The organism is Kribbella sp. NPDC049584, assembly GCF_040675555.1.
Lineage (GTDB): Bacteria > Actinomycetota > Actinomycetes > Propionibacteriales > Kribbellaceae > Kribbella.
Genome location: NZ_JBFAPF010000010.1, coordinates 249,805 through 266,183 on the forward strand (window position 1 = coordinate 249,805; position 16,379 = coordinate 266,183).

The 16,379-nt window shown below is 69.1% G+C and carries 15 protein-coding genes and 1 tRNA gene; 5 read left to right on the forward strand and 11 right to left on the reverse strand.

The features are described from left to right. Window positions 1-50 precede the first annotated feature (50 nt). Together AB0J62_RS30395 and AB0J62_RS30400 are read right to left on the reverse strand one after the other, a co-directional pair. Window positions 51-578, reverse strand: a complete 528-nt coding sequence (locus AB0J62_RS30395; RefSeq protein WP_363878193.1) for a hypothetical protein — start codon at window positions 576-578, stop codon at window positions 51-53. Between the two features lie 43 nt (window positions 579-621). Then, entirely contained in the window at window positions 622-807 is a 186-nt protein-coding gene (locus tag AB0J62_RS30400; RefSeq protein WP_130448604.1) for a PspC domain-containing protein, read from the reverse strand. A gap of 201 nt (window positions 808-1,008) precedes the next feature. Here AB0J62_RS30400 and AB0J62_RS30405 point away from each other — a divergent pair. Continuing rightward, window positions 1,009-1,080: transfer RNA gene (locus AB0J62_RS30405), tRNA-Arg, on the forward strand. 161 nt (window positions 1,081-1,241) lie between these two features. On the opposite strand, the gene AB0J62_RS30410 is transcribed toward AB0J62_RS30405, so the two are convergent. Genes AB0J62_RS30410 through AB0J62_RS30425 form a run of 4 tightly spaced genes read right to left on the reverse strand, consistent with a single transcriptional unit; the run spans window position 1,242 to window position 4,958 of the window. Next, window positions 1,242-2,180: an SDR family NAD(P)-dependent oxidoreductase gene (locus tag AB0J62_RS30410; protein WP_363878196.1), complete on the reverse strand. Its 939-nt coding sequence runs from the start codon at window positions 2,178-2,180 to the stop codon at window positions 1,242-1,244. Continuing rightward, window positions 2,177-2,614 carry an SRPBCC family protein gene (locus tag AB0J62_RS30415; protein ID WP_363878198.1) on the reverse strand — a complete coding sequence of 146 codons (438 nt, stop codon included), beginning with the start codon at window positions 2,612-2,614 and terminating at the stop codon, window positions 2,177-2,179. The genes AB0J62_RS30410 and AB0J62_RS30415 overlap by 4 nt, the downstream gene beginning before the upstream one ends. Then, window positions 2,611-4,083 carry an SDR family oxidoreductase gene (locus tag AB0J62_RS30420; RefSeq protein ID WP_363878200.1) on the reverse strand — a complete coding sequence of 491 codons (1,473 nt, stop codon included), beginning with the start codon at window positions 4,081-4,083 and terminating at the stop codon, window positions 2,611-2,613. The genes AB0J62_RS30415 and AB0J62_RS30420 overlap by 4 nt, the downstream gene beginning before the upstream one ends. Then, window positions 4,080-4,958: a MerR family transcriptional regulator gene (locus AB0J62_RS30425; protein ID WP_363878202.1), complete on the reverse strand. Its 879-nt coding sequence runs from the start codon at window positions 4,956-4,958 to the stop codon at window positions 4,080-4,082. The genes AB0J62_RS30420 and AB0J62_RS30425 overlap by 4 nt, the downstream gene beginning before the upstream one ends. Window positions 4,959-5,054: 96 nt before the next feature. Here AB0J62_RS30425 and AB0J62_RS30430 point away from each other — a divergent pair, with 96 nt between their 5' ends. Next, complete coding sequence (locus tag AB0J62_RS30430; RefSeq protein WP_363878204.1) at window positions 5,055-6,302, forward strand: FAD-dependent oxidoreductase; 1,248 nt, start codon at window positions 5,055-5,057, stop codon at window positions 6,300-6,302. Continuing rightward, entirely contained in the window at window positions 6,299-8,230 is a 1,932-nt protein-coding gene (locus AB0J62_RS30435) for a DUF1365 family protein (protein ID WP_363878206.1), read from the forward strand. Before AB0J62_RS30430 ends, AB0J62_RS30435 begins: the two co-directional genes overlap by 4 nt. Here the strand turns inward: AB0J62_RS30435 and AB0J62_RS30440 are convergent. Beyond that, the gene (locus AB0J62_RS30440; protein ID WP_363878208.1) at window positions 8,172-9,032 is read right to left on the reverse strand and encodes an AraC family transcriptional regulator; all 861 of its coding nucleotides are present in this window, start codon (window positions 9,030-9,032) and stop codon (window positions 8,172-8,174) included. The genes AB0J62_RS30435 and AB0J62_RS30440 overlap by 59 nt on opposite strands. Before the next feature lie 114 nt (window positions 9,033-9,146). On the opposite strand from AB0J62_RS30440, the gene AB0J62_RS30445 reads away from it, so the two are divergent. Beyond that, window positions 9,147-10,193 (forward strand): aldo/keto reductase, encoded by a 1,047-nt coding sequence (locus tag AB0J62_RS30445; protein ID WP_363878210.1) that lies wholly within the window; start codon window positions 9,147-9,149, stop codon window positions 10,191-10,193. Window positions 10,194-10,207: 14 nt separating this feature from the next. Here the strand turns inward: AB0J62_RS30445 and AB0J62_RS30450 are convergent, their stop codons facing one another. After that, on the reverse strand, window positions 10,208-10,744 hold the full coding sequence (locus AB0J62_RS30450; protein WP_363878213.1) for a helix-turn-helix domain-containing protein: 537 nt from the start codon (window positions 10,742-10,744) through the stop codon (window positions 10,208-10,210). Window positions 10,745-10,843: 99 nt separating this feature from the next. Here AB0J62_RS30450 and AB0J62_RS30455 point away from each other — a divergent pair, with 99 nt between their 5' ends. Beyond that, window positions 10,844-12,367: a serine hydrolase domain-containing protein gene (locus tag AB0J62_RS30455; RefSeq protein WP_363878215.1), complete on the forward strand. Its 1,524-nt coding sequence runs from the start codon at window positions 10,844-10,846 to the stop codon at window positions 12,365-12,367. Here the strand turns inward: AB0J62_RS30455 and AB0J62_RS30460 are convergent. The 3 genes from AB0J62_RS30460 to AB0J62_RS30470 all read right to left on the reverse strand — a co-directional run bounded on the left by AB0J62_RS30460 (window position 12,364) and on the right by AB0J62_RS30470 (window position 16,086). Then, window positions 12,364-13,158, reverse strand: a complete 795-nt coding sequence (locus AB0J62_RS30460; protein WP_363878217.1) for an alpha/beta fold hydrolase — start codon at window positions 13,156-13,158, stop codon at window positions 12,364-12,366. The two genes, AB0J62_RS30455 and AB0J62_RS30460, sit on opposite strands and share 4 nt — an antisense overlap. A gap of 2 nt (window positions 13,159-13,160) precedes the next feature. Continuing rightward, window positions 13,161-13,412, reverse strand: coding sequence for a DUF4242 domain-containing protein (locus tag AB0J62_RS30465; protein ID WP_363878219.1), 252 nt, complete (start codon window positions 13,410-13,412; stop codon window positions 13,161-13,163). Between the two features lie 103 nt (window positions 13,413-13,515). Then, window positions 13,516-16,086: an AAA family ATPase gene (locus AB0J62_RS30470; protein WP_363878221.1), complete on the reverse strand. Its 2,571-nt coding sequence runs from the start codon at window positions 16,084-16,086 to the stop codon at window positions 13,516-13,518. Between the last annotated feature and the right edge of the window lie 293 nt (window positions 16,087-16,379).

The following is a 16,379-nucleotide window of genomic DNA, read 5'->3' on the forward strand; positions in this document are numbered from 1 at the left end:
ATGGGCCTGCACCCAAACCCTTGACTCGCTATCCACAGCCCGGTACGCGATCAGCGCCGCGCGCTCACCGTGATGTGGCCGTTACGGACCAGCGGGGTGTCCCATGCGGCGGGTTCACCGTTCACCGCGACCTTCAGGCCGGCGCAGGCATCCGCCAGGCAGTTGGCGTCGTACTTGATGCCCCAGAGGGTGAAGAACTGGGCGAGGGTGGGGTGGTCGGAGGTCGTTTTGGCCTCGACCCAGACCAGGCCGTCGGTGCTGTGGGTGTGTACGGCGGCCTGCTCGGCGCGGAGCTTGTCGATGCCGATGCCGGCCGGGACCTGGACCGGTTTGCCGTCCACGCTGACGGCGATGTGCACGGTGTACGGCGAGGGGCCGGAGAAGTCGAGCGGGAGGCGTTCGAAGCCTGCCTTGTCGATGTACGAGACCGCGTCCCGCGGGGCGTCCCAGGGCGGCGCGCCGGTCCGCAGTACGGCGGCGGCCGGCGGCGCGGGACCGACCTGGCAGCCGCCCACCACGCTGCTCGTGAGCAGCAGGACAGCTGCCGTTACGGCCGTCCGCCAGCTGCCTGCTCCCATGCAGAGCAGGTTGCCATGCGGCGCGGCTCAGGTTGCCGGAGGGTCAGCGCTCCGAGGGCATCAGCACCCACAGGACGATGTAGATCAGGAACTGCGGGCCGGGCAGGAGGCAGCTGACCACGAAGATCAGGCGCATCGTGTTGGACGAGATACCGAACCGGCGAGCGAGTCCGGAGCAGACACCGCCGATCCAGCGATCATTTGACGGGCGGACCAGAGAGCTAGCCATGAGTACCCTTCCTTTCCATTCCCTGTGCGCTGTTGGGCCTACAACCACTATGACGGTGCCTGTGCCCGATCTGATCCCGCCGCACCACGCTTCCAGGGTCCGCTCAGGGCTCCCCCGTACGACGATCGGCTCGCCCCCGGACACGGCTGCCCTGATTCGGGATTTGGGTGAACTTCCTGCTACTGTTCTGCACGTTCCTGAGCCCCCGTAGCTCAGGGGATAGAGCACCGCCCTCCGGAGGCGGGTGCGCAGGTTCGAATCCTGCCGGGGGCGCGACCGATCTGGCCGATCTGTGTTCGCGGAGAGCGCGAACGTGGATCGGTCGTTGTGTTTGTGGGGGCCAAGCCCCCACACCCCGGCCGGAGGGGCTTCGCCCCCCGGACCCCCCCGTATGTGTAGCGTCTGCGCCCTTTCTGGCGCCTGCGGCGTGGTGGTCACCCGGCTTGTGGCTGGAGGCCTGCGGCTGCTCGGCAGTGGGCCCAGATCTTGCGGCGGTCGGCTTCGGGTTCCTGGGTTCGGGTGAGGTAGTGGGTGGGGCGGGGTTCGCGGTCGTGCCAGAACTGGCCTGTGGGGGGTTTTGGTTCGGTGGCTGCGAGCCAGATGGTGGTGTCGGCGCCTTCGGCTGGTGTTCGTAGCAGGTGCTTTGTCAGGCGGGTGAAGCCTGGGAGGGAGTCTGTCAGGCCTGGGGTTTCGGACCAGCCGGGGTGCATGGTGGCTACGAAGGTGGGGGCCAGCTCGGTGGCCAGCAGTGGGGTCAGGGCTACCTGGATGCGTTTGGAGCGCGCATAGGCGGTCGCACCACGGTAGGTGCCGTGGCGGTACTCCGGATCGTCGGCGGGCAGCTGCTGCGTGTACATGCCTCCGGACGCGACGAAGATGACGCGGCCGTTCACCAGCAGGGGTTTCAAGAGCTCTGTCAGCAGTAGCGGGCCGAGCACGTGGGTGGCCAGCGTCAACTCGTGGCCCTGGGGTGATTCGGTGCGCTTCGGCGGCATGACGCCCGCATTGTGGATCAGCGCGTGGATCGGCTCGCTCAGTCCGCCCGCATAGCGGCGTACGGCGTCCAGATCGGAGATGTCGCACTCGTCGACCACAAACCTGGCGTCAGGAACCTCACCGCGCAGCTCGGCGACTGCGCCGGCCGCCTTGCCGGCGTCGCGGACCACGAGGCGGACGGTGGCGCCCAGCCCAGCGAGTCCGGATGCGGTGGCTTTGCCGAGCCCGCTGCGCGCACCGGTGACCACGACGGTCTTGCCTTGCAGGGCGTCGCGTGCGGGGTCGTTGTCGGGCCAGTTGCGCCTGCGGAGCCGGTAGCCCAGCTTGCTGTAGCCAGGGATGACCGTCCGGTCCAGGAGCGTATCCAGGACGCTCATGCCGCCAACTTCCCCAGAGCGTCGCGCAGACCCTGCTCGGCTTCCTCGCCGAGCCGGTCGAACGGCCTGCGGAAGAAGGGTTCCGCCAAGCGGGCCAGGCCTTTGAGCCGGAACTCGGCGCGATAGGTGACCTGGGTGATGTGCGCCTCGGTGCGGAACGACATGGTGTCGTGGGCAACGACTGCGCGGTTCTCACCCCGCAGGACGATGCGGTCCGGCCGGATGCGCTCCACGACCTCGTAGATCAGCTCGGTCTCCCGGCCGGCGAAGCGCGAGGTGTTGCGGTACGTCGTACCGATGCCGCCGTCGCCCTGCAGCAGCACGGTCCGGACCGTGCCGGGATCCCATTCCTCCGTACTGCGGAAGTCGGCGAGGTAGTCGAAGACCCTCTCCGGAGTGGCCGCGACGACCACTTCACGTTCGATGACGATCATCGGGCCTCCTCGGCTCGTTCGGCGGCGTGCGCGATGTTGCGCTGCATGCCGCCGAAGACGATGTCGTGGAACGGCCGGATGGCCGCCCAGTACAGCTCCCCGGGCAGACCCCGGGGATGGAACAGCGCGCGCTGCCGGAACAGCGTGCGCCCGTGCTCGTCGGTCCCGGCCCGCAGCTCGAGCCAGGCCTCCCCCGGCAACCGCATCTCGGCGCGCAGCCGCAGCAACCGGCCGCGCTCGAGCGTCTCGACCCGCCACCAGTCCAGCGGATCGCCGACCGACAAGGTGTCCGGGTGCAATCGGCCACGCCGCAGCCCGGGCCCACCCACGATCCGGTCGAGCAGTCCGCGGGTCCACCAGCCCAGACGCCACGAGTACCAGCCGCGGCGACCCCCGATGCCCTCGATGACCTTCCAGAGCCGCTCCGGTGACGCATCGACCGCACAGTCGCGTTCGTCGACGTACAGCGAGCCGCCTGACCAGTCCGGGTCGCTCGGCAACGGATCGCTCGGCGCACCGAGTGTCGAAGCCGACGCCCACGACGTACTGACGTCCAGGTCGTGCACCTTCTTCAGTGCAAGCGCGACCGCGCGGTCGAACCCGATCCCGCCGGACGGACGCGGCTCGACGTACTTGTCGATGTCGTGGTCCTTGCAGACGACTTCGTGCACCAGGCTGTCCACCAGCGGCCGTGCGATGCCACTGGGCACCGGCGTGACCAGACCGACCCAGTGACTGGACAGGCTGGGCGTCAGCAACGGCACCGTCCGGATCCGGCGAGGACGCAGGCCCGCAACGGCGGCGTACCGCTGCATCATCGCCCGGTACGTCAGCACGTCTGGTCCGCCGATGTCGAACCCCCTGTTCACCTCGATCGGCATCCGGGCGGAACCGACGAGATAGTGCAGTACGTCGCGAACCGCGATCGGCTGGATCCGCGTGTCCAGCCAGCGCGGCGTCACCATCACCGGCAGCCGCTCGGTCAGGTAGCGCAGCATCTCGAACGAGGCGGAGCCGGAGCCGATGATCACGGCCGCCTGCAGCACCGTCGTCGGTACGCCGCTAGCCAGTAGGATCTCTCCGACCTCACGGCGAGAGCCCAGATGCGGCGACAGCTCTTCGCCGTCGGGGTGCAGACCGCCCAGGTACACGATCCGCCCGACACCGGACTCGCGGCAGGCCGCGCCGAACGCCAACGCCGTACGCCGGTCGCGCTCCTCGAACCGCCGGCCGGTGCCCATCGAGTGGATCAGGTAGTACGCGACGTCGACGCAATCCAGTGCCCTGGTCAGCACGGCGGGGTCGGAGGCGTCACCCTCGACCACGTCGACCCGGTTCCGCCACGGACGCGCGTCGAGCCGCTGCGGCTGCCGCGCCAGGACGCGGACGTCACACCCGGCTGCGAGCAGTTCCGGCACCAGCCGACCGCCGATGTAGCCGGTGGCTCCGGTCACGAGAACCCGGGTCATCGGTCCGTCCATTGCTCGGCGGCGGTCACCGGGTCGGAGTCCACGTACTGCGCACCGACGGCGGCCGCGAGCTCGGTGGAGGCTCCTGGTCCAGCCAGCGCAAGGGACGTGGTTTGCGCCAGCTGGACGAGTTGGGTACGGACGGAGTCGAAGCGCGCTGGGTCGGACGCGGACAGCATCACCAGATCGGGTCCGAGCACCGTGGCGGCGTGTTCGACATCGGCCATCGGCGAATCCGCACCGAGGTAGATCACCCGCCAGCCGGACCGCCGCAGTACCAGGCCGAAGGACAGCAGAGCGATGTCGTGCAGCTCACCCGGCGGACAGGCCAGCAGCGCCCGCGGACCTTGGCCCCCACCCCACCCAGGAGCCAGGCCCGCGAGCCGGGACCGGATCAGGTTGCTGGCGAAGTGCTCCTGCCCAACGCTCACCTGTCCCCGGCCCCATCGGTCACCCAGCTCGTGCAGGTAAGGAATCAGCACGTCCCGGATGACAGCCTCGATGGTCAGCGCACCGAACAGCTCGTCCAGCACGTGGTGCGCCGCTCGCTCGTCCAAGTCGTCCAGCGCCGCTCTCAGGTTGGCTACACCGCCGGCCTCCGCCTTGCGTACGGAGACCGGATCGGCAGCCACGGTCGAGCGTTCGGACAGCACGGCGCGAGCCGCCTCCGCCGCGGACAGCCCCTTGGCGAGGAACGCCCGCATGCGCTGCACCCGGCGTACGTCGCTCTCGGAGTACAGCCGATAGCCCCCGGCCGAGCGGGTCGGCGACAGCAGCCCGTACCTGGTCTCCCAGGCACGGAGGACGTGCTCACTGACGCCGGCGCGCTTGCTCAACGCACCGATCCGCAGACCGCCGGGCACCGAAGTCTCCACAAGGACACTATACAAACTCTCGACAGTCCTTTGACAAGTTTGAGACTTCCTGCCTAATCTCTAGACAAACGTTAGACAAAGAGTGAGGTACCGCCGATGCGAGAGACCGTGGCCGTGGTCGGCGCCGGAGTGTCCGGCCTGACCGCCGCGTATCTACTGACCCCCGGGCACGACGTGACGCTGTTCGAAGCCGAACCGCGGCTGGGCGGGCACGCCCACACCCACGAAGTCACCGACCCCGCCGGCCGCGCGCTCGCGATCGACACCGGCTTCATCGTGCACAACGCCCGGACCTATCCGCTGCTCCGCCGGCTGTTCGCGGAGCTCGGCGTACTGACGCGACCGACCGAGATGAGCATGAGCATCAGCGACCCGGCCAGCGGTTTGGAATTCGCCGGCGGTCGCGGGCTGACCGGCATCTTCGCCCAGAGCCGCCGTCTGTCGGACCCGCACTTCCTCCGCCTGTTGACCGAGGTACGCCGCTTTCACCGCCGCGCCGCCGCCTACGTCGAGCGGACCGGCGACGACGATCTCGTGACCTTCGGCGAGTTCCTCGAGGCGGAGCGTTTCAGCCCGGCCTTCATCCGCTTGTACGCCGTCTCTGTCGTCTCGTGCGTCTGGTCCTGCGGCGGCGGCTCGGCCCTCAGCTACCCGGCTCGTTACCTGTTCCGGTTCCTCGACCACCACGGGATGCTCTCGGTGAGCGGCTCACCCCAGTGGCTGACCGTCACCGGCGGCTCCCGGCAGTACGTCGATGCCCTTGCCGAGCGGCTGGATGCGATCCGGACCGGACTTCCTGTCCGTGCTGTACACCGCCATCCCGACGGCGTCACGGTGACCGTTGCTAACGGCAACACAATAGACTTCGACCGGGTCGTGCTGGCGACGCATGCCGATCAGGCGCTCGACCTGCTCACGGACGCGACGCCCGCGGAGAAGGCGCTGCTCGGCCAGTTCGAGTACAGCCGGAACCGGACCGTCCTGCACACCGACGCATCGTTGCTTCCCGCAACGAAGAACGCGCGCGCCTGCTGGAACTACGTCGTCCGCGACGACGCACCGCTGACGACGTACTGGATGAATCGGTTGCAGGGCCTCGAGACCGAGGAGACGTACCTGGTCACGCTGAACGGCGCCGATGCGGTCGATCCGGCGACGGTGATCGCGCGGATGGAGTACGAGCATCCGATCTACACCCCGAAGGCGGTGGCCGCGCAAAGCAAGCTGGCAGCGCTGAACACCGGCCGGATCGCGTTCGCGGGGGCATATCACGGCTGGGGTTTCCACGAGGACGGCTGTCGCGCCGGCGTCGCGGCGGCCGAGTCCTTCGGGGTGCGCTGGTGACGATAGTCGGTGAGTTCCCCACCCTCCCGGCGGTCGTCACCGGCTTCGTCCGGCACGCCCGGTCGATCCCGATCCGGCACGCGTTCCGGCACCGGGTCTACCAATGGCTCGTCGACCTCGACGACCTGCCGCGCCTGCCGTGGTACCTGCGGCCGTTCGGCGGATTCGACGTACGCGACCATCTCGGCGGCGACGGCCCGACGATCAAGGCCGGGGTACGCCGCTACCTGGCTAGTCAGGGCATCGAGTACGACGGCCGGATCGTGATGCTGTCCAACGCCCGAGTGCTCGGCCACGTCTTCGACCCGATCACCGTCTTCTGGTGCATCGACAGCCAGTACGTCGTTGCGGAGGTGCACAACACGTACGGCGAACGGCACACGTACCTGCTGACGCCGGACGCCGACGGCAGCGCGCAGACGGCGAAGAAATTCTACGTCTCGCCGTTCAACGACGTGTCCGGCGACTACCGCCTTCGGTTCGAGCTCGATCGCAGCCGGGTGCGGGTCCAGGTCAGTCTGTCCCGCGGCCACCACACGGTCTTCGGTGCGAGCTTCGAAGGTGTACCGCGACCAGCCACCCGGTGGGCGGTACTCACGGCCGCCGTAAGGATGCCACTGATGCCACAGCGGGTCACTGCGCTCATCCGGCTGCACGGCTTGTATCTGTGGGCCCGGCGCCTGCCGGTCGTGAAGCGGAAGACGCGGAAGACCCTGCGCGGTCGCGTAGCCCGGACGATCGTCGACCGGGTGCTGGACCGCGTGCCGGTCCGTGCGGTCTACCCGGACGGCACCGTCCGCGGGGGCGGTGGCCCAGACGCGCCGATGCTACGGATCGCCCGGCCTGACACGATGTTCGAGCGGCTCGTGCACAACCCCAAGATCGGTCTCGGCGAGGCCTACACGGCAGGCGACTGGACGGCCGCCGCCGGCACGGACCTCGGCGAGCTGCTCACCCCGTTCGCCGCACAACTCGCTCAGCTCGTGCCGCGCTGGATGCTGCGCTTCCGTCGGCTGGTCGAGCAACGCGTCCCCGAGCGGCTGCGCAACACGCCGAATGGTGCCCGCAGCAACATCAGCGCGCACTACGACCTCAGTAACGCCTTGTTCGCGGCCTTCCTGGACCGCGGAATGTCGTACAGCTCAGCCATGTTCGACAGCGCCGAGCAGTCCCTGGAGGACGCCCAGACGCGCAAGGTGGAGCGCATCCTCGATCTGGCCGGGGTCCGGCGAGGCAGTCAGGTGCTGGAGATCGGTATCGGCTGGGGCACGCTCGCGATCGCCGCCGCGCGCCGTGGCGCCCACGTCACCGGCATCACCTTGTCCAGAGAGCAGCTGACACTCGCGCGCGAGCGGGTCGCCGACGCCGGGCTGAGCGATCGCGTCGAGCTGCGGCTGCAGGACTATCGCGCGGTCACCGGTTCGTACGACGCGATCGTCAGCGTGGAGATGATCGAGGCCGTCGGCGAGGAGTTCTGGCCGGAATACTTCGGCGCGCTCGACCGGCTGCTGGCACCCGGCGGATCCGTTGCACTGCAGGCGATTCTGATGGATCACGACCGAATGCTCGCGACCCGGAACTCGTACAGCTGGATCCAGAAGTACATCTTCCCGGGTGGCCTGATCCCGTCGCGGACCGCGATCGACGAGACGCTGGCCCGCCACACCGGCCTGGCGGTGCAGGCCGATCATCGGTTCGGTCCCGACTATGCCGAGACGCTGCGCCGTTGGCGGCGGCACTTCACCGCGAACTGGCCGGCCGTCCGCGCGCAGGGGTTCGACGAGAGCTTCCGGCGTACGTGGGAGTTCTATCTGGCCTACAGTGAGGCCGGCTTCGCGTCCGGCTATCTCGACGTGGGCCAGTTGCTGCTCAGGCGGTCCGATCCTCGCCCGGAGTCCGGCCGAACGCCTGATGGTAGGTCCGGGTGAAGTGGGCCGAGCTGATGTAGCCGACCTGGAAGCCGACTTCGGCCGCGGTGAGGGACTGCGTGCGGAGCAGGACCCTCGCCTCCTGCAGACGGATCTGTTTCTGGAACTGGATCGGTGTCATCGAGGTCGCCGCGCGGAAGTGCCGATGGAACGTCGACGGGCTCATGCCGGCCAGCTCGGCGAGGTCCGCGACCAGAAGGGGTTCGTTGTGGTGGCGGCGGATCCAGCTGATCGCCCGGGAGATGTGCGCCAGCATGCCGTCGGCCAGACCGATCTGCCGGACCAGTCCGCCCTGTTCACCCGTCAGCAGCCGCCACAGGATCTCCCGCCGGATGCCCGGTGCAAGCACCCGCACGTCGTCCGGGCGGTCGGCGATCCGCAACAGCCGCACGACGGGATCGAGCAAGTCCGGAGTCGCGTCGCTGACGACCAGACCGGCGTACTGCGGCGGTCGCGGCGGCGCGTCGAGCAGCAGCGGGGCGATCTCGACCGGGTCGAGCCGCAGGCTGACCACCGCGAACGGCTCGTCCGGGCTCGCCTTCAGCGCCTGGCCGACGACGGGCAGGTCCAGCGACGTGACGAGGAACTGGCCGACGCCGTACTCGTAGGCGACGCCGTTGAGCAGCGTCAGTTTGACGCCTGAGGCAACGATCGCGACCGACGGCTGGGCGATGCCCGCGGTCAGCTCGGTCGGTTCGTCGCGCCGGCTGACCTGGACCCCGTCGATCAGGTGCACGCTGTGCCCGCGCTGGCCGGCCGCATGCCGAATGATCAGCGTCTTGAGCTCGTCGAGCAGGTCCACCTCTCCAGTGGAGCGACTTTGACAGGATCGCGCAAGCCGGCGCCAGGATGATGCTCACGCCCGGACGCCGTGCGGTGCTCTGATGAAAGGACCACCACGAGAAAGGCACCACCCGTGAATCGCAGAATCCTCGGCGGCACCGGTATCTCGGTCAGCGACATGGCCCTCGGCGCGATGATGTTCGGCGCGATGGGCAACCCCGACCACGAGGACTCGGTCCGGATCATCCACCGCGCCCTGGACGCCGGGATCAACCTGATCGACACCGCCGACGTCTACTCCGCCGGCGAGTCCGAGGAGATCGTCGGTACGGCGATCCGCGGCCGGCGCGACAACGTCGTACTGGCGAGCAAGTTCGGCCTGCCGCGCGGCGAGGACCCGAACCAGCGCGGCGCGTCCCGCCGCTGGATCCGGCAAGCGGTCGAGGCGAGTCTGAGGCGGCTCGGCACCGATCACCTCGACCTGTACCAGTTGCACCGTCCGGACCACGACACCGATCCCGGTGAGACGCTGTCGGCGCTTTCGGAGCTGGTCCAGGCGGGCAAGATCCTCGCGTTCGGTTCGTCGATGTTCCCGGCCGAGACGATCGTCGAGGCGCAGTGGACCGCCGAGCGTCGCGGCACCACCAGGTTCCTGACCGAGCAGACGATGTACTCGATCCTGACCCGGCGGCCGGAGGCGTCGGTGTTCCCGGTGACGCAGCGGCACAACCTCGGCGTACTGACGTTCAGCCCCCTCAACGGGGGCTGGCTGTCCGGGCGGACCGACCTGTCGTCGAGCCACCGGGCCAGCGGGCGGCCGAGCCACTACGACCCGTCCAGCCCCACCGGCCAAGCCAAGGCGGCTGCGGTCGCGAAGCTGTCCACGCTGGCCGCAGAGGTCGGGGTCACGCTCCCCCAGTTGGCCGTCGCCTTCGTCCGGTCCCACCCCGCGGTCACGTCGGTCCTCATCGGCCCACGCACGCAGGAACAACTCGACAGCCTGCTGCCGGCCGCCGGGCTCGAGCTGACCGGCGACATCCTCGACCGGATCGACGAGATCGTCCCGCCCGGCACCGAGCTCGATCCGGCCGACAACTACGCCGCCACGCCGCCCGCGATCGAGCACGCCCATCTCCGTCGTCGGGTCCAGACGTCCGTCCAGACGTCCGGAAACGTCTAGCCGTCTGGGTGCGTCTACACGTCCGGGAGTGCAATCAGCGACAGCGTCACGCGGTCCTTGCCGGGGGCTTCGGTCAGGTGCGGCTCGATGACAGCGTTGATCCCTTCGCGGATCGCGTCGAGATCCTCGGGAGCGACGTACAGAGCGAGCTGGCTGTAGCCGAGTTGGGGCAGCCGGGTCTCCAGATCGCCGCGCTCGACCGCGCGGTCGAAGTCCGCGGCCAGGCGCGTGAGCATCATCAGGAACGCCTGGCGGTGCTGCTCCGGCGTCATCGCCCGCGCCTCGCGCTCGTCGATCCGGCCGACCTTGGTCTGGTCCAGGCTGAGCGTGCGCTCCGTCGTACCGCGGACCTTCCGTTCCCGGACCACCGTGAGGAAACCGGCGTCGATCAGTACGGCGACGTGGCGGTACAACGAGGTGCTCGGGACGTCGGGGAGGTCGCGCTTCAGGTCGGTCGTGGTCACCTCGCGGCCGAGGACGCGCTGGACGATCCGCCAGCGGATCGGGTGCAGGAGCAGGTCCGACACCGGAGTGGATGACGGCTCGTCCATCAGGGTCGCTCCAGGGTTTTCACGGGTCACCATTGATACCAAGTTTGGTAATAATAGCGTGAACGGAAGCATTTCCCCGTCGCCCAAGGAGAACGTGCTGTGTCGCTCACCCGTCGTACCGTGCTCAAGTCCGCCGCTGCCGCCGTGCCGGTCGCCGCGCTCCCTTCTCTGCCTGCATCAGCTCTGCCCGCACCAGCCGGCACCACGACCCGTGAACCGGTCGCGATCGGGCGGCTGGCCGACAAGATCGAGGCCGGGATGGCGAAGTACGCGATCCCCGGTGTCGGTCTCGGTCTCTGGCACCGTGGTCGCGAGTACGTCCGCGGCTTCGGCGTCACCAGCGTCGACACCAACGAGCCGGTGTCCGGCGACACCGTCTTCCGGATCGGCTCGACCACCAAGACGTTCACCGCGACCGTGCTGATGCGGCTCGTCGAGCGCGGGCGGGTCAGCCTCGACCGGCCTGTGCGCGCGTACCTGCCCGATTTCGAGACGGCCGACCCTTCGGTCGCCGCGCGGGTGACCGTGCGCCAGTTGCTGAACCACACCGCCGGCTGGCAGGGCGACTACCTCGAGGACTACGGGGAGGGCGACGACGCACTCGCGAACTACGTCGCCGGTATGACGAAGGTCCCGCAACTCACCCCGCTCGGGAAGGTGTTCGCGTACAACAACGCCTCGCTCGGGGTGGCCGGCCGAATCATCGAGGTGGTGACCGGCAAGCCGTACGAGATCGCCGCCCGCGAGCTCGTCGTGGATCCGCTCGGGCTGTACCACAGCCGCTTCTTCCGCAGCGAGCTGGGCGGTTTCAGCGTCGCGGCGTCGCACAACATCGTCGACGGCAAGGCGGTTGTGGAGCCGTCGTTCGATGCGATTCCGCGCAGCCTGCAGTCGATCGGTGGACTCATGTCGAGCGCCCGCGACCAGCTGCGGTACGCGCGGTACCACCTCGGTCACCGGGATCTCCCCCGCCTGCTCAGCGACCGCAGCCGGTTGGCGATGCAGTCTCACCCCGGTCCCGGCGGCACTCTGTTCGTGGAGCTGAACGGTGTGGGCGTCAGCTGGATGCTGCGTCCGACCGCGCAGGGTCCGACGGTGGTGCAGCACGGTGGTGACTGGTCCGGTCAGCACTCCGGCTTCCTGTTCGTGCCGAAGCGGGACTTCGCGATCACCCTGCTGACCAACTCGGAGAGTGGTCCGTTGCTGGTTGCGGAGCTGTTCGCGGACGACTGGGCGCTGCAGGAATTCGCCGGCCTCAACAACCTTCCCGCCGTACCGCGTGAGCTGCCGCCGCGCCGGCTCGCGGAGTACGAAGGCACCTACGTCTCGCAACAGATCGGTGTCGACGGCAAACCGGCGGACCTGGCGCTCGACGTGACCGCCGACAAGGGCCAACTGGTCGCCGGCGCGGGTGGGGAGCCGCTCCTCCGTCTCGCCTTCTACCGCAAGGACTACGTGCTCGCCCTGAACCCGGACGGCACCTCGACCCACATCCGCGCCAACTTCGTCCGTGGCACGGCCGGCCAAGTGGAGTGGTTCAGGTACGGCGGACGCCTGTTCCGTCACCACCCCACTGGGACCGTGCCGGCCACCGCTCGCGCAGCGAACCTCCGGCTGCTCTAGACGACCGTCCCGACCCGGCGCGCCGCGGCCATGACGAGATCGGCCACGGCGCACGGGTCGTCACTCATCGGGACGTGGCCGCAACCGGGCAACAGCTCGAGTCGAGCGCCGGGCGGGAGTTGCTCGACGTGACGCGACCGGCGCCGCAGCAGCAGGTCCCGCGTACCGAAGGCGACCGTGATCGGCACCTCCGGCCCCGGTTGGGCCAGGTAGTGCCGATTGCGGGTGGCCTCGAGGGTGGCGTCGAACCCGGGACCCGCAGCCATGTCCCACACCATCTCCCGGGCCAGCTCAGGACTCAGCCGGAACGGCCGGCCGATGATCTGCCGCATCACGAGAGCACGGCCGAGCTTATGGTTCACCAGCCGCGAGACCGGCTCGGCCCAGTGGTACGCGAGCCATCGCGTGGCCCGCAGGCTGAGCCGGTTGTACGTCGGCGTACCCCCGGGCCACAAGCCCGCCGGGGAGATCAGCACGAGCGAGGCGATCGGCCGGACCTCGGCCAGTTCGAGCGCGACCCAGCCGCCGAGCGAATTCCCGACGACGACCGGCGCAATGATGCCGAGGGCATCGAGAAAGCCGGCGACCTCATCCGCGAGCGCGGCCGGATGCGGTTCCACCCCGGCGGCCGGCGGCGACTCCCCGAAGCCGGGAAGGTCGACAGCGATGACGTCGAAGTGTTCGGCCAGCGCGTCGATCACCGGGAACCACACCCGGTGCGACGACCCGATGCCGTGCAGCAACACCAGCGGCGGTCCGGTTCCGGTCCGACGGTAAGCAAGTCCCGTCATTGTCAGGCCCCTTCCTGAACCTGGAAGATCTGGTCCGCGACCAGACCGTGCGCTTCGCGGTGGACTGTCGAGGCCGCCTCGGCCGACGGGGCTTCGACCAGGCAGAACACCTTGCCGTGGGGCTCGTTCACCCAGTACCGAAGGTAACTCACCTCGTAGCCGCTTTCGGTCTGCAGATCGGCGGCGTGCGCCTTGGCGACGTCCTCGGCCGAGACACCGTCGGCGATGGTGTGGATGTCCATGTACAGCGGCATGATTCGCTCTCTTTCCGTTCGTTGGTTCGTTCCGCAACGAACGTATGGCGGCAGCGGCCTGCGGGAGATCCGTAGTGATTGCCCAGGTTCCGCGGGCGACGACCTAGTTTTCGAGCAGGCCGCGACGGCGCGCCTCGGCCGCGACCAGCGTTCGCGATCCGACCCCGAGCTTGGCGAGCACGGCCGCGACATGGTGCTCGACGGTGCGGGGCGAGATCACCAGTTGTGCGGAGATCGTCGCGTTCGACTGGCCGGCAGCAACCAGCGTCATCACCTCGCGCTCGCGCCGCGTCATGCCGGCCGCGTCGGACCGGGTCGACGGATGGGCACCGGACGGGATCGCGCGCAGGCCGAGCCGTCGCATCCGCCGGCGGGTCAGCGTCGCGGCCGCGACCGCGCCGACGGCGTCGAAGCGACGGAGGGCGTCTCGCAGGCCCTGCTCCGAACCGGAATCGAGGAGGGCCAGCGCGGCGTCGTACGAGCTGCCGATGCCGTCCCAGAGTTCGGCGGCGCGGTCGAAGTCCCCGCTGATCGACAAGGTGTGCGGCTCCAGGCCGGCCGGCGTGACGGTGGCCCCGAGACGTGCCTGCCAGACCGCGACCTGGCCCCGGATCCAGCTGTGTGCCCGGTCGATGTGGACACTTCCGACGGCGATGTCCTGTAGTGCCGCACCAGGCTTCCCCGCCAGCCAGTGCGCCTCGGCCCGGGCACAGCGCGTCAGTCCCACGAGGTCGGGGCGCCCGGTCGCGTCGGCGTCGGCCACTGCTTCGTCAAGGTACGGCCACGGGTCGCCGTCTCCCCGCCGGGCGAGGATCCGGCCGATCACGATCGCGGCGGACAGCCTGTTGAGCGGCGATGCGCCGCTCGCGAGAACCTGCCGGCACACCTCGACGCCCTCGTCCCACCGGCCGACGCCCAGCAGAATCTCACCCCAGGTGGCACGCAGGGAAAGCCCGAGCCGGATCATGCCGGTCTCTTCGCAGAAGGCCGCTCCCTGCGTGTAGTACGACTCGGCTTCGGCGTACCGGCCGAAGTCGCACAGCGCAGTACACATGTTCGCGTAGGCACGTGCGGTCTGCTCGCGCGGTCCCTGCTCCCTCGCGATATCCAGCGCGCGGCTCAGCAGAGGCATCCACGCGTCGCCAGACATCCACGCGACCACGGCTGCGGTGTTCGCCAATTCGCTACGGATATCTGAGACGTCGAGTACGTCGGCCAAATCGCCCGCCTGGCTCAGCAACGACGAGGCCGCCTCGATCTCGCCGTAGTGACTCTGCAGCTGCGCCAGATGCGCGTAACCGCGGGCGAGCTCGGGCGTCGCACCGCCGTCGCGGATGACGTCAACGGCCGCGGTGGCGAGCTCCATTGATTCCGGCCCACGGCACAGGCGCCACATCGTCGCGGAGAGCGCGCGCATCGCACCGCTCTGACGGGCCGGATCCGCCACCTCGGTCCACAGCTCCAGCGCCCGGCGGCCTGCGTCGAGCGCCAACTCCCAGCGTTCGACCACCGATGCCTCGGTCGCCAGCCTGGAATACAGATCCGCAGCCGTTCGGGGCGCGAGCTGGTCGCCGAACCGCAACGCGGCCTGGAAATGCTCGACGGCCTCCCGATGCGCGCCGAGCTCAGCCGCCCGCTCGCCGGCTGCCGGTGCATAACGCAGTACGGCGTCCCGGTCCCCCGCACCGTCGGCGTGAAAGGCAAGCACCGCCCCGTCGACGTCGCCTCGGCGCTGCATCGCGGCGAGGAGCTGGGCGTGGATCGCAGCCTTGCGATACACCGGGATCTCGCTCTCGACGGCACGCCGGCTGATCTCGTGACGGAAGCGCAGCGATCGCGATTCGCTGACCAGCGCTCCGGCGGCGACGAGCTCGTCGAGATCGCGAACGGGCACGTCCAGCGACTCGAGCAGACCTACATCGACGCGGTAGCGGGCGACGGCCACAAGGTCGAGCACCGCCCGGGCCGACCGGCTCAGCCGCGCGAGACGAGCCAGTACGGCGTCACGCGCGGAAGCGGGCAACTCGCTCGCGGACTGCACGATCTCCTGGACGAAGAACGCGTTCCCACCGCTCAGCCGGTACACGTCTTCGACCGCAAGTCCGCAACCAGCAGCAAGGACCGCGACCGCGGCCGCCGACAATGCGGGAACGGTCACCCGGCGCGTCGCGCGTTCGGCGGCGAGTCCGCCCAGGGCGATCCGCAGCGCTTCGTCCGACCGGATCGCATTGTCGCGAAAGGTGAGGAGCAGCAACGACCGCGTCATACGGACCCGGCGGCCGAGGAACCTGACCAGGTCGAGCGTGGATTCATCGGCCCAGTGCAGATCCTCGATCGCGACGACGACCGGCGGACCGGGGGCGGACAGGCGGCGCAGCAGGACGGCGAACAGCTCGTCACGCCCCGCCCCGCGGTTGCACGCCGCGAGCAGCTCACCCTCCAACTGCTCGGCGATCTCGAACAACGGACCGAGCGGCCGGGGAGTGATCAGGCCGTCACAGGTTCCGCCGACCCAGCAGACGTCGTCGAGATTGTCTCGGAGCTGCTCCAGCAACGCCGACTTCCCGGCGCCGGCCTCGCCCGAGACCAGTACCACCCGTCCCTCGCCGGCCCTGGCCTGTGCTGCGTACTGCGTCAACGCCTCCAGGGCGCTGTCGCGCTCGAGCAAGAGCATGAGGCCAGTGTGGGACCGGTTCAGACCACCGTAAACAGCAAATCGGGAATGGGCGACGAGCGCGAAAGGTAGGCGGCTCGCTCGCCGAGATAGGCATTCGCCGCCGATCCGCGCCGCAGTGCCTCTGCCTGAGGCTCGTTCGTGGGAGCGGTTGTCGCTCCTGTCAGTTACGGAGGAACTCATGCATCCCTACATCGGCAAGGCTCTCGCCGAGGCCCGTCAGGACGAGCTGCTACGGCAGGCGGAGCAGCATCGCCTCGTCCGCTCGGCGCGATCCGGCCGGCCGTCCTGGC